11 protein-coding genes are annotated in these 15,498 nt (G+C 63.3%); 2 read left to right on the top strand and 9 right to left on the bottom strand.

Going from position 1 to position 15,498, the window contains the following annotated elements:
- Positions 1 to 76 precede the first annotated feature (76 nt).
- Positions 77 to 721: a thermonuclease family protein gene (locus ACP15W_RS03060; protein WP_424931353.1), complete on the top strand. Its 645-nt coding sequence runs from the start codon at positions 77 to 79 to the stop codon at positions 719 to 721.
- A gap of 72 nt (positions 722 to 793) precedes the next feature.
- Here the strand turns inward: ACP15W_RS03060 and ACP15W_RS03055 are convergent, their stop codons facing one another.
- From ACP15W_RS03055 to mutM, 9 genes are all read right to left on the bottom strand, one after another.
- Positions 794 to 1,993, bottom strand: a complete 1,200-nt coding sequence (locus tag ACP15W_RS03055; protein ID WP_424931352.1) for a patatin-like phospholipase family protein — start codon at positions 1,991 to 1,993, stop codon at positions 794 to 796.
- A 262-nt stretch (positions 1,994 to 2,255) separates the two neighbouring features.
- Positions 2,256 to 5,705, bottom strand: a complete 3,450-nt coding sequence (locus ACP15W_RS03050) for a pyruvate carboxylase (RefSeq protein ID WP_424931351.1) — start codon at positions 5,703 to 5,705, stop codon at positions 2,256 to 2,258.
- A 187-nt stretch (positions 5,706 to 5,892) separates the two neighbouring features.
- A complete protein-coding gene (locus tag ACP15W_RS03045) occupies positions 5,893 to 7,875 on the bottom strand; it encodes a monovalent cation:proton antiporter-2 (CPA2) family protein (RefSeq protein ID WP_424931350.1) in 1,983 nt (660 codons plus the stop codon).
- 99 nt (positions 7,876 to 7,974) lie between these two features.
- Entirely contained in the window at positions 7,975 to 9,084 is a 1,110-nt protein-coding gene (gene recF, locus ACP15W_RS03040; RefSeq protein WP_424931349.1) for a DNA replication/repair protein RecF, read from the bottom strand.
- On the bottom strand, positions 9,081 to 10,199 hold the full coding sequence (gene dnaN / locus ACP15W_RS03035; RefSeq protein WP_424931348.1) for a DNA polymerase III subunit beta: 1,119 nt from the start codon (positions 10,197 to 10,199) through the stop codon (positions 9,081 to 9,083). Before dnaN ends, recF begins: the two co-directional genes overlap by 4 nt.
- Before the next feature lie 305 nt (positions 10,200 to 10,504).
- Positions 10,505 to 11,905, bottom strand: coding sequence for a chromosomal replication initiator protein DnaA (gene dnaA, locus ACP15W_RS03030; RefSeq protein ID WP_424931347.1), 1,401 nt, complete (start codon positions 11,903 to 11,905; stop codon positions 10,505 to 10,507).
- 575 nt (positions 11,906 to 12,480) lie between these two features.
- Entirely contained in the window at positions 12,481 to 12,747 is a 267-nt protein-coding gene (rpsT, locus tag ACP15W_RS03025) for a 30S ribosomal protein S20 (RefSeq protein ID WP_424931346.1), read from the bottom strand.
- A gap of 95 nt (positions 12,748 to 12,842) precedes the next feature.
- Complete coding sequence (locus tag ACP15W_RS03020) at positions 12,843 to 13,619, bottom strand: enoyl-CoA hydratase (protein WP_424931345.1); 777 nt, start codon at positions 13,617 to 13,619, stop codon at positions 12,843 to 12,845.
- A 108-nt stretch (positions 13,620 to 13,727) separates the two neighbouring features.
- A complete protein-coding gene (gene mutM / locus ACP15W_RS03015; RefSeq protein WP_424931344.1) occupies positions 13,728 to 14,588 on the bottom strand; it encodes a bifunctional DNA-formamidopyrimidine glycosylase/DNA-(apurinic or apyrimidinic site) lyase in 861 nt (286 codons plus the stop codon).
- Positions 14,589 to 14,704: 116 nt separating this feature from the next.
- On the opposite strand from mutM, the gene ubiE reads away from it, so the two are divergent.
- Positions 14,705 to 15,460, top strand: a complete 756-nt coding sequence (ubiE, locus tag ACP15W_RS03010; protein WP_424931343.1) for a bifunctional demethylmenaquinone methyltransferase/2-methoxy-6-polyprenyl-1,4-benzoquinol methylase UbiE — start codon at positions 14,705 to 14,707, stop codon at positions 15,458 to 15,460.
- Positions 15,461 to 15,498 lie beyond the last annotated feature (38 nt).

Below are 15,498 nucleotides of genomic sequence, written 5' to 3'. Positions count from 1 at the left end.
AGCCGACCGACCGGTAACTTCTCGATAACGGGTGATGCGTAGCCTCCCGCACATTCTGATTAAAGGGAGCAATTCATTGCAGACAGGAAGTTCCGAACTCATACTCCAGCTTATATTGTTGGGTTTCACCATCATCGTTCTGATCCTGTTCACTTACAGGAACACGACCGGCAACAGCACAAGGCACGGCGAGCGGCTTCGGCCCGGCAAAGTCGAAATGGAGTTGCCCGTCGAGCCGGATGTCGAACCGATAGACGAACCGGTGGCAGTGCCAAGCGAGCCGGTTTGCATCCGAGGTCGCGTCTGGGTCGTGGATGGCGATACCATCAAGATGGCCGGGCATACCATCCGGCTGCACGGCATGGATGCGCCGGAGACGAACCAGAAGGGCGGGCAACGCGCGCGCTCCCACATGATCCGCCTCGTCGGAGGCAAGGATGCCGTCGCGGTCCCCATCGATACGGACCGCTATGGCCGGATGGTCGCGAAGGTCTGGGTGGGTGAGATCGACCTGTCGGCCCAGATGACGCGCGACGGGTTTGCCGTCGCCATGTCCCGCTACTGCAACGACTACACCGCACTGGAAAAACAGGCCCGTGCCGAAAGGAAAGGGCTTTGGTCGAGCGATCCGGTCAACGGCATTCGCAACCCGGCGGGATTTCGCCGCTGGAAGAAGAAACGGGAGAGCGGCGACGGGGGAAGCATCGCGCCGACAGGGTAGCTTACGGGCCGGCTTGCCATGCGTTCGACGGGCGGGCCTTCCTGCTCTAGGTCAAGCGCGGGCAAACCACCACTACGAAGACGCAGACCGTGGCCGGCCGCTCGGGCGAAACGCCCAGAAGATCGGCACACCCCAGAGATAGGGCAGGATCGGAACCGGCCTCTCCTCGGTATCGGGACGCGGGCCGAAGCTTTCTGCTCGTGTCTCCCGATCGGGGATCTGCGGGCGTGGGCCGAAGAGGGCGTCGAGTTCAAGCGTGGAGACCTGCCCGATGCTGTGGGGGTGATCGGCAAACCATGTGCCGGCCCGTGCACGGCCCATGTCGAAGAGCCGGGAAAGCTGCCGCGCGCCGGCATCGAGCTTGCTCGAGGCGCTCTGCACTTCCGCCGCCTCGCCGCTGTGAATGTGATGCAGGCGGATTGCCGGGCGCGGTCCGTCCTCCGTAGGTATGTCGGGCCAGAGATGGGCCACATTGTAGAGCGCGGCCAGTTCCTTCACCAGGCTTGCATTGAAGGTGATCTCGTTCATGCGGTTGATGATGTCGCGCGCGCCCCGGGGTACCCCGTCCCGCTCCACCGGATTGATCTGGACGAGGATGAGGTCCGCCTCCGTGACGCCGTCGATCAGGGGAAAGAGTGAGGGATTTCCGGTGAACCCGCCATCCCAATAGGCTTCGCCCTCTATCTCGACCGCGGGAAAGAGCTGCGGCAGGCAGGCCGAGGCCATCACCGCATCGACGCTGAGCGAGCCTTGAGAGAAGACCCGCGGCAGGCCCGTGCTCACCTCGGTCGCGGTCACATGGACGGCGATGTCGCTGGCGGCGTTGATGCGCTCGAAATCGACGTGCCGCGCGACGATCTCGCGCAGGGGATTGAGGCTCAGGGGGTTGAGATCATAGGGCGACAGAAAGCGCGCGAGCCCCTCCATAAGGAGGAAACCGGGCGAATTGTCGAGGCTGGCGCGTCCGCTCATCCGGTCCATCACGCCTTGACGGAAGGGCGAGAGCACGGCGGCCTTGCCCACATCGTTCCAGAAATCCGCGAGCGCTTCACGGGCGCCCTCGGGCCCGCCCCGCTTCAGCCCGTCGGCGAGCACGACGGCGTTCATCGCGCCCGCGCTCGTGCCGCTCACGGCCTCGATGGAAAGGTCCGGTTCCTCGAGCATCCGGTCGAGAACGCCCCAGGTGAAGGCACCATGCGCGCCACCGCCCTGAAGGGCCAGGCGGACGGGTTTGCGTGTTCGGGCAGGCTCTGCGGTCTCGGGATTGGGCATGGAAACTCCCGTGCCATCATGATCCTCGGTCCTTGCGAGCAAGTGTATATTGCAGCGCAACATGCCGCAATGGATTCGGCCCTCACGACCGCGTGCACGGGTGGGACCGGCACGGCCTCTGGGCGGAGGATGACGTGAACGGGATCACCTGCCCTGCGGCCTTTCGCCGCGCGCAGAAGCCGGGTGGATGAGGTTCGCCCCGGACCGTGATGCTCCGGGGCGCGAGAGCGTGTATCCCTGTAGAACGCGTTTCGGCTGGCGCCTACTCCGCGTTCAGCTCCACCAGCAGGTCCTTGGCCTCGACCTGCGCGCCGGGGCTGACGTGGAGCGCCTTAACCGTGCCGGCCTTTTCGGCGTAGAGGCCGGTTTCCATCTTCATCGCCTCGATGGTCAGGATCAGGTCGCCCGCATTGACCTTCTGGCCCGCCTCCACCGAGACGGTCGCGACGACGCCCGGCATCGGCGCTGCCACATGGGCCGGGTTGCCGACCTCGGCCTTGGGCATCTTGGGGGCCGCGGCCTGGGCCTTGCGGTCGGGGACGCGCACCGTGCGCGGCTGGCCATTGAGCTCGAAGAAGACGCGCTTGTCGCCCTGCTCGTTGGTTTCGCCGACCGCCTGGAGCCGGATCTCGAGCGTCTTGCCCGGATCGATCTCGGCCGAGATCTGCTGGCCCGGCTCCATGCCGTAGAAGAAGACCGGCGTCGGCAGGGTGCGCACCGGACCGTAGTCCTGGTGGCGGTGGAGGTAGTCGAGGAAGACCTTGGGATACATCAGGTATCCGCAGAAATCCTCGTTGTCGATCGAGACCTCTCCGGCCTCCTCACGCAGCTTCGCCTCGAGCGCCCCGAGATCGGCCGGCGCCATGCTCGCGCCGGGGCGTTCGGTCAGCGGTGCCTCGCCTTTCAGCACCTTCTTCTGCAGGGCCTTGGGCCAGCCTCCCGGCGGCTGGCCGAGATTGCCCTTCATCATGTCCACGACACTGTCGGGGAAGGCCACATCGACGGCCGGGTCCTCGACCTGTTCACGGGTGAGCCCCTGGGCCACCATCATCAGCGCCATGTCACCCACCACCTTGGAGGACGGCGTGACCTTCACGATGTCACCGAACATCTGGTTCACTTCGGCATACATCTCGGCCACTTCGTGCCAGCGCTCCTCGAGACCCATGGAGCGGGCCTGGGCCTTGAGGTTGGTGAACTGCCCGCCAGGCATCTCGTGGAGGTAGACCTCGGAGGCGGGCGACTGCATGCCCGCCTCGAAGGCTGCATACTGTGCACGCACGCCTTCCCAGTAGTCGGAAAGCTCACGGATCGCGCCGATGTCGAGCCCGGTGTCGCGCTCGTCAAAGCGCAGGGCCTCGACAATGGAGCCGAGCGTGGGCTGAGAGGTATTGCCCGAGAGGCTGTCCATCGCCGCATCGACTGCGTCCACGCCCGCCTCGGCCGCAGCGAGCAGCGTCGCGCCGGCGATACCGGAGGTGTCGTGGGTGTGGAGGTGGATCGGCAGGCCGACCTCATCCTTGAGCGTCTTGACGAGAACGCGCGCGGCGGAGGGCTTCAGGAGGCCCGCCATGTCCTTGAGGCCGAGCACATGGGCACCTGCGTCCCGCAGTTCCTTGCCCATGGCGACGTAATACTTGAGGTCGTATTTCGCGCGATCCGGATCGAAGATGTCGCCAGTGTAGCAGATGGTGCCTTCACAAATCTTGCCGGTGGAGACGACTGCATCCATGGCGACGCGCATGTTCTCGACCCAGTTGAGGCTGTCGAACACCCGGAAGACATCGACACCCGAGGAGGCCGCCTGCCCCACGAAGGCCTCGACCACGTTGTCCGGGTAGTTGGTGTAACCCACGCCGTTCGAAGCGCGCAGCAGCATCTGGGTCAGCAGGTTCGGCATGGCCGCACGCAGGTCGCGCAACCGCTGCCAGGGGCATTCCTGCAGGAAGCGATATGCAACGTCGAAGGTCGCCCCGCCCCAGCACTCAACCGAGAAAAGTTCCGGCAGGTTGGTGGCATAGGAGGGCGCGGCCTTGATCATGTCGAAGGAGCGCATGCGCGTGGCGAGCAGGCTCTGGTGACCATCGCGCATGGTCGTGTCGGTGATGAGCACGCGCTTCTGCTCGAGCATCCAGTCGGCGACCCCCTTGGCGCCGCGTGCCTCGAGGATCTGCCGAGTGCCGTCGGGGGGCGTATCGAGCCGCTGGGCCGGAGGTTTGGGCAGTTTCGGCTCCGCCGGCGGCTTGGCACGGCCGGCAGTTTCGGGGTGACCGTTCACCGTGATGTCGGCGATATAGGTGAGGATCTTCGTCGCGCGGTCCCGACGGGCGGCGAAAGTGAAGAGCTCCGGCGTCGTGTCGATGAACTTCGTCGTATAGGTGTTGTCGAGGAAGGTCGGGTGCTTCAGAAGGTTCTCGACGAAGGCGATGTTGGTCGAGACGCCACGGATACGGAACTCGCGCAGGGCGCGGTCCATGCGGGCGATGGCAGCGTCAGGCGTCGGCGCCCAGGCGGTGACCTTCTCGAGAAGGCTGTCATAGTAGCGGGTGATGACCGCACCCGAGTAGGCCGTGCCGCCATCGAGACGGATACCCATGCCGGTCGCGCCACGATAGGCGGTGATGCGGCCATAATCGGGAATGAAGTTGTTCTGCGGGTCCTCGGTGGTTATGCGGCACTGCAGTGCGTGGCCCGAGAACGTCACCTCTTCCTGGGTCGGCACACCGGTCGCGTCGGCGATGGACGCCCCCTCGGCCAGAAGGATCTGGGCGCGCACGATGTCGATGCCGGTGATTTCCTCCGTGACGGTGTGTTCCACCTGCACGCGGGGGTTTACCTCGATGAAGTAGAACGCGCCGGTGTCGCGATCCATCAGGAACTCGACGGTGCCCGCACATTCGTAATTCGCGGCGCGGCAGATCTTCTTGCCGAGTTCGCAGACTTCCTCGCGCTGTTCCTGGCTGAGATAGGGAGCCGGTGCGCGTTCGACGACCTTCTGGTTGCGGCGCTGCACGGAGCAGTCGCGCTCCCAGAGGTGGTAGAGGCCGCCGTCCTTGTCGCCCAGGATCTGCACTTCGACGTGACGGGCATTCAGGATGAGCTTCTCGAGATAGCCCTCGCCATTTCCGAAGGCGTTCTGCGCCTCGCGGCGCCCTTCGAGAACCTTTTCCTCGAGCTCATCGGGACCCATGATCGGACGCATGCCGCGACCGCCGCCGCCCCAGGATGCCTTGAGCATGAAGGGATAGCCGACCTCGTCCGCCATGCGGCGCACTTCGTCCATGTCGTCGGGCAGAACTTCCGTCGCGGGCACCACCGGCACGCCGGCCTTGATGGCCACCTTGCGCGCGCTGGCCTTGTCGCCGAGCATGCGCATGGTTTCGGCCTTCGGGCCGATGAAGGTGATCCCCGCCTCGCGGCAGGCATCCACCAGTTGCGGGTTTTCGCTCAACAGGCCGTAGCCGGGGTGGACCGCGTCCGCGCCTGACATCTTCGCCACCCGGATGATCTCCGGGATGGAAAGATAGGCCGCGACGGGCCCGAGTCCTTCGCCGATGCGATAGGCTTCATCCGCCTTGAAACGATGGAGACCAAGCTTGTCCTCTTCGGCGTAGACCGCCACGGTCTTCTTGCCGAGCTCGTTCGCGGCCCGCATGACGCGAATGGCGATCTCCCCTCGGTTCGCAATGAGGATTTTCTTGAATTCTGTCATTGTCCCTCGCTCCGTCGCGTTATTCAGACTTTCGTAGACCACCGCACCGCAACATACAATTGCTATAGAATGGGAGAGCCCCCGGGCAAACCATCACCACCTCTGGCTCTGATGACGCGAGAATGGACGGCCGATGCCCAAGGATCGACCAATCCCGGCCATCGGAAACCCGCACCGGGACGCTCTCTCAATGGACCGTGCGCGACGTGGCCTTTTTCTCGGCGGCCTGCTCCACCGCGAGGGGCGGAGCGACAAACGGCTCATCATCTACTTCGACTTCGGACTCCTCCGCGCGCGCCCGGATCGCATCGCGCGCTCTGATCTTTTCCGCGTTGCGCACGGTCTTCTCGGCGTTCTCCGCGAGCTGGCCCCGCAGCACTGCCTCGATGGTCGCATGCTGTTCGCGCGATTTCTCGATGTAGGCGGTGTTCCGGTCAAGCGGGATCTTCGGATCCCATAGTTCGGCAAGCTCGGCAAGCATGTGGCGATCGTAGTCGAAGAAGGCCTGGGCGACCCGCTCGACCTCGTCGCTGGAATAACCCAGGGCCGAGAGCGCGTATTTGCCCGCGCGCACCCCGCTGTCGAAAATCTCGCGCACGCTCTCATCTGCGCCGGCTGCATAGAGCGCATAGACGTGGTGGCGGTCGCGAGCGCGGGCGATGATCTCCACCTGCGGGTGGTTCATCTTGACATAGCGCGTGACCTGCACCGCGAGATCGGGATCGTCGATGGAGATGACGATGGCGCGGGCATTGGCGAGACCTGCCGCCTCCAGCAATGCCGGCCGGTGAACCTCGCCATAGAAGCCCTTGATGCCGAAGCGTCGCATCCGTTCGATGGTCTCGGAGTGGCTGTCGAGAACGACTGTCTTGTGGCCAAGCCCCATGAGCATGCGGTTCACGATCTGGCCGAAACGACCCATGCCGGCGATGATCACCACCCCCTGCTCATCGATCTCGTCATCGGGCTTGCGCGGCCCTTCGGTTATACGGCGGATCAGGTTGTCATGCAGGATGAAGAGTGCGGGGGTGAGGAACATCGAGAGCGACACGACCAGAAGCACCTCGTCGGCCAGTTCCACTCCGATCACGCCGCTTTGCGCGGCAAAACTGGCGAGGAAGAAGCCGAACTCTCCGGCCTGTGCAAGCGACAGTGTGAAGAGGACGCGGTCCCGCCCCTCGATCTTGAAGATGAGGGCGATCACGAAGAGGATGAGGAACTTGAATGCCATCAGCGCGAGGGTCAGCGCCAGCATGCGGAGCGGGTCGTTGATGAAGAGCCCGAGATTCATGCTCGCGCCCACGGTGATGAAGAAGAGCCCGAGGAGCAGGCCCTTGAACGGGGCGATGTCGCTTTCGATCTGGTGCCGGTAGGGGCTGTTTGCCAGCACCACCCCGGCCAGGAATGTTCCGAGCGCGGGCGACAGGCCGAGATAGCCCATGACCACCGCGATCGCGAGAATGAACATCAGGGTCGCGGCGATGTTGATCTCGTGCAGCCGCGCCATCTTGAGGAACCCGAAGAACGGTCCCGACAGGTAGCGGCCCGCGAGAACCACGAGGATGATCGCGCCGGCCACGAGCCCTGCCCGCATCCAGCCGCTCATCTCGAGGGCTTCACCGGCACCGTGGGCATCTCCGTGGCCCGAGGAGACCGCTCCGATCGCGAGAAGCGGCATGATGGCGAGGAACGGCAGCGCCGCGATGTCCTGAAAGAGCAGGACGGAAAAGCTTGATCGCCCGCCCTCGGTTCGGTTGAGGCGCTTCTCATTGAGCGTCTGCATCACGATTGCGGTCGAGGACAGGCTGAGGATCATTCCGACTGCGAGCGCCTCGTTCCAGGCAAGCCCGAGCGCCTGGCAGAAGAGCGCGATGGCCGAGAGCGTGGCGAGAACCTGCAGCCCTCCGAGCCCGAGCAGCTTGCGCCGCATTTCCCAGAGGGTCTCGGGTTCCAGTTCCAGACCGATAAGGAACAGCATGAGCACCACGCCGAACTCGGCGTAATGGCGCAGGTCCTCCGCCTCTGAGCCTACGAAGCCCATCAGCGGCCCGATCACGACGCCAGCGGCGAGATATCCGAGCACCGAGCCGAAGCCGAGACGCTGGCTGATCGGGACGGTAATGACGGCGGCGATGAGGTAGAGCAGGATTTCCTGCAAGATATGCTGCATGTGCGCGGGTTCCCCTTGGCTGCTGTCATCCTAGAGGCACGTGGCGGGATTGCAATTCGCGAAGCGCCACCTTGTCTTCGTCGCACCCGGCCATTGAGCCTAGACCCTTTCGACCGCAGAGACCCCGGCATCCTCCGAGACGCGGAGAAAGATCGCGCGTCCCTCGAGGCCCGCGAAAAGCTCTTCTCCGGTTCCTGTCAGCCAGGCCTGCGCGCCGAGCGACAGGATGGAACGGTAGAGCGCCGCACGGCGATCCGCGTCGAGATGTGCGGCGACCTCGTCAAGGAGCAGGATGGGCGGCGCCCCGAAATCCTGCGCGACCGCATGGGCATTGGCGAGCACGAGGCTGATGAGCAGCGCCTTCTGCTCTCCGGTAGAGCAGAGCCGTGCGGGTGCGTCCTTATCGACATAGAGTGCCCCCAGGTCATCCCTGTGGGGGCCGAGCAGGTTGCGGCCCGCGGCCATGTCCCGCGCGCGATACTCACGCAGGGCGCTCGCGAGTTCGGCCTCGGTTTCGGGGGCTTCGGTTTCCAGCGAGAGCCGGGCAGCGGGAAAAGCCTCCGACAGCGGCGCTGCTGCGAGACGGCCCAAGGCGCGGCGGCGATTGGCCGTGAGCCGGGCCCCTGACCGGGCCATCTGCGCTTCGAGCGCGTCATACCAGGCGGCATCGCGCACCCCATCCCGCAGAAGGCGGGCACGTTCGCGGAGCGCCTTCTCGTAGCCAAGCGCGATGTCGCCGTGATCAGGCAAAAGACTGAGCGTCACGCGGTCAAGAAAGCGGCGCCTTTCGGACGCGGCTTCGGTCCATAACCTGTCCATGGCGGGTGTCAGCCACAGAACACGCGCAATCCGGCCAAGCGCTGTCTGTGGTGCGGGCTTGGTGTCGATCTCCACCGTGCGGGCCGTTCCCTCCCAGCGGGACTGAACCTCATGCGGACCATCGGGCGAGCGGATGTGCGCGTCCACCTTCCAGCCGATCCTTTCAGGAACACGAGCCATGTCTGCGGCCTGCACGCGGCGCAACCCACGACCGGGAGACAGCAGGGATACAGCCTCGATCAGATTGGTCTTGCCCGAGCCGTTGGCTCCGAAAATGGCGACCGGTGCCGGCTCCACGTCGAGCGTGAGCTTCCGGTGAGACCGGAAATGCGACAAGCTCAGATACTGAACGGCAAGCGAACGGGCCGAACCGGCAGCGACCTCCGTCACACCCGCATGGGCATGACGACGTAAACCGCCGACTCGTCGTTGCCCTCGCGCATCAGCGTCGGCTGAGCAGGACTGTCGAATAGGAAGACGGCATTCTCACGGTCAACCTGGCCCGCGATTTCCAGGAGATACTTCGCGTTGAACCCGATCTCGAGCGGCTCGTCGCCATATGCAACCGCCAGCTCCTCATCGGCGGCGCCACTGTCGGGAGAATTTACCGACAGGACCAGGCGGTCTTCGTCGAGAGCCATCTTGACTGCACGCGAACGCTCCGAGGAAACCGTCGCCACGCGATCGACTGCTCGGGCGAAATCCGCCGCATCCACTTCCAGTCGTTTGGTGTTGTTTGCGGGAATCACCCGCGCGTAGTCCGGGAAGGTGCCGTCGATCACCTTGGAGGTCAGTGTCACCTCGGGCGTGGCGAACCGCACCTTGGTCTCGCTGACCGATACGGCGATCGTCATCTCGTCATCGTCAAGAAGCTTGCGCAACTCACCCACGGTCTTGCGCGGAACGATCACGCCCGGAAGATCGGCGGCGTCATCGGGAAGCGCGGCATCGATCTGAGCCAGCCGGTGGCCATCGGTCGCGACACAGCGCAGGACGGGGCCGTCGATCCCCTTGGCCGAGTGCATGTAGACACCGTTGAGGTAGTAGCGGGTTTCCTCGGTCGAGATGGCGAACTTCGCCTTGTCGAAGAGCCTGCGCAGCACCGGCGCAGGACAGCCGAAATTGCAGGAATACTCGCTGGACGCCATGATCGGAAAATCTTCCCGCGGCAGCGTGGCCAGCAGGAAATGCGACCGACCGGCCCGAACCTCCAAGCGCCCGGATGCACCGTCATCGGCCAGTTCGACCATCGCGCCATCGGGCAGCTTGCGCACGATCTCATGGAGAGTATGCGCGGAAACGGTCGTTGCCCCGGCCATCGAAACCACCGCAGCCGCCGTGTCGATCACCTCGATGTCGAGATCCGTGGCACGGAAACTCACCGTGTCGCCATCCGCCTCGATCAGGACATTACCAAGTATGGGAATTGTGTTCCGGCGTTCGACTACCGATTGCGCCCGGCTCATGGCTCTCAAAAGAGCGCTGCGCTCCATGCTCAGTTTCATCTTGTCCACCGTTCGGATGACCCTCCCCGCGGTCCCTTTCCGGTTGCGCGGACCGCGAAGTTACCGATTTGGTCAGAAAGGGCAAGCGGTCAAATCGGTCCCTGCGTGTGCCTGTTTCCCGGAGCCGCCTTCGCTGATGCCGGAGAGAAGCAGGCAAGTCTGGCCGGGTCCTGAAAAATAGGAGCCATGCACCGCATTTTTCTGGACGCGACAAGACGCCTGCTTCAGGCATCGAAAGCGATGGCGTGCCCGGTCAAGCAGGCACGGCCCTGTTTGCTGGTGAGTCCGAAGCGGGAACGTCCCGATCAGGCTTCGAGCATCCGCCGAAGAATTTCCACATCTTCCGCGATCTGGCTGTCGGTGGCCTTGAGTTCCTCGATCTTCTTCACGGCATGAATGACAGTGGTGTGGTCGCGCCCGCCGAATTTCCGACCGATCTCGGGAAGGCTCCGCGATGTCAGCGTTTTCGAGAGATACATCGCCACCTGACGAGGCCGCGCGACATTGCGTGCGCGCCGGGCAGACAGAAGATCGGACATCCGAAGATTGTAGTGATCGGCAACCTTTCGGATGATCTCGTCTACCGTGACCTTGCGCTCGGAATGGCGCAGAAGATCCGCAAGACATTCCTGCACCATGTCGAGGTTGATCTCACGGCCCACCAGGCTCGCGAAGGCGAAAAGCCGGGTCAACGCGCCTTCCAGCACGCGAACATTCGAGCTGATCCGATGCGCCAGGAACTCGATGACGCCGGGGCCGATGGTGATGCCCGGGTTCTGCTCGAGTTGTGCCTCGGCCTTGGCCTGGAGAATGCCAAGACGCAGTTCATAGTCGGTCGGATGAAGATCGACCACGAGTCCCCACTGGAGTCGGGACTTGATCCGGTCCTCGAGACCGTCGATTTCGCCTGGCGCGCGATCCGCCGAGATCACGATCTGCTTCTGCTGATCGATCAGGGCGTTGAAGGTGTGGAAAAATTCGTCCTGCGTCGAATCCTTGCCAGCGATGAACTGCACGTCATCGACCATGAGCATGTCGACCGAGCGGAACATCTCCTTGAAACCGTGCATGTCCTTGAAGCGCAGCGCCGAAACGAATCGGTACATGAACTGCTCTGCCGAGAGGTAGAGCACGCGTGCCTCGGGGCGGGTCAGGCGGACCTCCCAAGCAATTGCGTGCATCAGGTGGGTCTTGCCGAGGCCGACGCCACCATAAAGAAAGAGCGGGTTGAACGTGACCGCACCGCCCTCGGAAACCCGACGCGCGGCTGCATGGGCAAGCTCGTTCGGCTTGCCGACCACGAAATTGTCGAAGGTGAAGCGACCGTCGAGCGGCGACGTTGGCAAATCCACGTCTCCGAGACCGCCCGGCAGACCGACACTCTCGCTCGCAGCTGCGGCGGTCTTCGCAGGCGGAGGCACCGGAGCAGTCCGTTCGCTGGTTTCCGCGGGAGGCAGGCTCGAATCGACCACGAACTCAAGCCGGCTCACTTGAAAGCCCCCTTCACGGAAGAGGGAGCTGATCCGGTCCGCGTAGTGCCGCTCTACCCACGTGCCATTGAAGCTCGTCGGTGTCGCAAAGCGCCCGACGCCTTGCGCACAGCTGATGAAGGACAGCGGCTCGATCCAGGTTCGAAAGTTGTCCCGGCCGATTTCGCTCTGGAGCCGCTCTCTGATCTGGGTCCAACAATCGGTAACAACGTCCATGTCGCGGGGAACTTTCTGAGGGTTCATCATCTACTCTTGCAGAGGTTACCTATGCGGCCACCAAGTTCGATCACCATGACCCCGGACGGCCAGAAGCGATTGCCAAGCTCCCTTACGCCAGTTGAGGCAGAATGCTCATCCAGCTGTGTTCGTCTTGGTCAATCGTACCTGCCAGCATGAGTCCACACCGACCGAACGGTCCATTTTTCTTTTTAAAGCCGACCCAGGGAACGGCCGCGGCATGATGCCGGTTGTCAGAACGCGATACCTTGTCACCAAAGCGTCGCACAACCGCCAAAAGCCATTTTTCCGTTTGCGCTCAACTGCTCACAGGCAAGTCTGGCAGCAAGTATTACCCCCATGATCTGGGACTGCCCAACACTACACGCTCAAAGATGACAGAAAAGATTCGCAATGGGCCCATTCAAGATACCGAAGCGGGCTCCATCGGGCAACGGGACCGAAGATGGAACATTGCATTTTAAAACAATATGTTTGCATATTGCAAAACGCAAAACGGAGGGCGCACCTAGCCGGGCGAGCCCTCCGTGGTGTTCGGTCCTGGTATTGGGGTCTTAGGCGGCCAGCGCCTTGACGCGTCCGGCAAGACGGGAAATCTTCCGGCTCGCGGTGTTCTTGTGCATCACACCCTTGGTCACGCTGCGCATGATCTCGGGCTGAGCTGCGCGAAGTGCCTCGGAAGCTGCGGTCTGATCGCCGGAAGCGATTGCTTCCTCGACCTTGCGAATGAAGGAGCGCATCCGCGAGCGGCGCGCTTTGTTGACCTCGGTGCGGCGTACGATCTGACGGGCACGCTTCTTGGAGGACGGCGAGTTTGCCATGTTATCTGGTCCGTGTCTCGGTCATCGGGAAAACTGAAGCCGCTCTAATATGCGCGGCTCCATAAGCTGTCAACACGCTGTATCGGAAAACGCGTTTATTTTCCGCGGAATTGTGCCGCGCGTTTGTCGGCAAACGCTGCCATGCCCTCGGACTGGTCCTCCGAGGAGAACAATCCGAAAAAGAGGCGACGCTCGAAGAGCACACCTTCGCTGAGGGTCGTCTCATAGGCGCGGTTGACCGATTCCTTTGCCGCCCGCGTCGAAAGAGGCGATTTCTCTGCAATTTTCTCGGCAGCATCCAGAGCTTCGCGCATGAGATCCTTGGCCGGGACCACACGGCTGACCAGCCCGGAGCGCTCAGCTTCCTCCGCATCCATGAAGCGCCCGGTCAGGCACATGTCCATGGCCTTCGATTTGCCGATAAAGCGTGTCAGGCGCTGGGTTCCGCCCAGACCCGGTATGATCCCAAGATTGATTTCGGGCTGGCCGAATTTCGCCGTATCGGCCGCAATGATGAAATCGCAGACCATGGCAAGTTCGCATCCACCGCCCAGGCAATAGCCGGAAACAGCGGCGATCAGAGGCTTGCGGAACCGGGTGATGGCGTCGATTTCGGCGGTGAACATGTCTTCCACGAACATGTCCACGAAGGATTTGTCGGCCATCTCGCGGATATCGGCCCCGGCCGCGAAGGCCTTTTCCGATCCGGTGAGAACGACGGCGCGAACCTTCTTGTTCGCGTCAAGATCGGCGAGAGCGGCGGCAAGCTCGCCCAGCAGTTGGATGTTGAGCGCGTTGAGCGCGTCGGGCCGGTCGAGGCGGATCTGCGCCACATGATCCTCGACTTCCACGATAATGGTCTCGTAGGCCACTTCTATCTCCTCACTCGCACTTCTAGATGCGGTACTGTCCGTCAGCTAATCCAAGGCACCGAAGAGGATCAACCCCGCCTTGAAAGGCGCAACGCCGGAAGAGATGGTTCAGATCCGTGTCGGCTGGCAGTCCGGACAGTAGAAGCTCGACCGCCCGGACTGCACGATCCGTGCGACCGTTCCGGAACAGCCGGGCTTGCGGCAGGGCTCCCCCGCCCGGCCATAAACCGCGAAACTGTGCTGGAAATAGCCGAGCTCTCCATCGGCCTGCCGGTAGTCCCTGAGCGACGAGCCTCCCGCCTCGATGGCCTCTTCAAGCACGAGACGGATCGCACGGGTCAGTGCCTCGGCCTCCTCCGGCGACAGGTCGCGCGCGAGCCGCCCGGGATGGATACCGACCCGCCAGAGCGCCTCGCACACATAGATGTTGCCAAGCCCCGCCACGGTCTTCTGATCGAGAAGCACGGCCTTGATCGGCGAACGGCGCCCTTCGAGCCGCGCGACCAGCCAGTCGGCATTGAAACCGTTCCCCAGAGGTTCGGGACCGAGGTGAGCGAGCATGCGGTTGGTTTCGAGGCTGGCGCTCGGCCAGAGATCCATGGCACCAAACCGGCGCGCGTCATTGAAGGTCACCCGTGCGCCATTTTCCATGTCGAGAACGACATGGTCATGTTTCTCCGCTGGGGGCCAAGTGAAATGAAAGACGCCCACAGGCCGCTCCGCGATCAGCATCCGGCCCGACATGCCGAGATGGACGATCAGCGTCTCACCCGTATCGAGATCTGCGAGAAGGTATTTCGAGCGCCGCCCGAGCCTGTCGATCCGCGCGCCCGCAAGCCTGTCACCCATGCGGTCCGGGAAAGGCCAGCGGAGATCGGGACGGCGGATGTCGGCCGAAACGATGCGTTGGCCTTCCATCAGGGGGGCAAGACCGCGCCGCACGGTCTCGACCTCGGGCAATTCGGGCATGCCCGGCTCCTTCTTGTAGGTGTCCGGGTTGCGCCCGGTTGCGCCCGGTTGCGGTTGTCTCCGCCGGGGCGCGTCTTATAACCACGGGAAGATTTCCGAGGAAAGGCCCTGCCCCCATGTCCGACACATCCGAACCGACCACCCATTTCGGATACGAGACCGTCCCGGAAGCGGAGAAAGCCGGGCGCGTGCATGGCGTCTTCACCTCGGTCGCCTCGCGCTATGACCTGATGAACGACGCCATGAGCCTCGGGATCCACCGGCTCTGGAAGGATGCGATGCTAGACTGGCTGGCGCCCCGGCCAGGAATGTCACTTCTCGATGTGGCGGGCGGCACTGGCGACATCGCCTTCCGCTTTCTCGAGCGGGTGAAGGGGGATGGGGCGGTCACGGTGCTCGACATGACCGAATCGATGCTGGTCGAAGGGCGCGAACGCAGTGCCAAGCAGGGCATCGAGGGCAAGCTCGACTGGGTCGTGGGCGATGCGATGGCGCTGCCCCTGCCCCCTTCGAGCTATGACGCCTACACGATCTCCTTCGGCATCCGGAACGTGACGCGGATAGAAGACGCGATTGCCGAAGCCTACCGCGTATTGCGCCCCGGCGGACGGTTTCTCGTGCTGGAGTTCTCGCGCGTGCCGAACGAACTCTTGCGCAAGATCTACGACACCTATTCCTTCAACGTGATCCCGCGGCTCGGGCAGACGCTCGCCAACGATCGCTCCAGCTACCAGTACCTAGTGGAATCGATCCGCCGCTTTCCGGAGCAGGAAGTGTTTGCGAGCATGATTCGCGATGCGGGCTTCGAACAGGTGTCCTATCGCAACCTCTCCATGGGCATCGCGGCCCTGCATTCGGGCTGGAAGCTGTGATGGCGTCCTTTTCCCGCGAGGCTATCTGATGTGCGATC

The sequence above is a fragment of the Amaricoccus macauensis genome (assembly GCF_049800915.1).
Taxonomy (GTDB): Bacteria; Pseudomonadota; Alphaproteobacteria; order Rhodobacterales; family Rhodobacteraceae; genus Amaricoccus; species Amaricoccus macauensis_A.
Note: the sequence above shows the minus strand (reverse complement) of the source record. Positions and strands in the feature narration are given on the sequence as shown.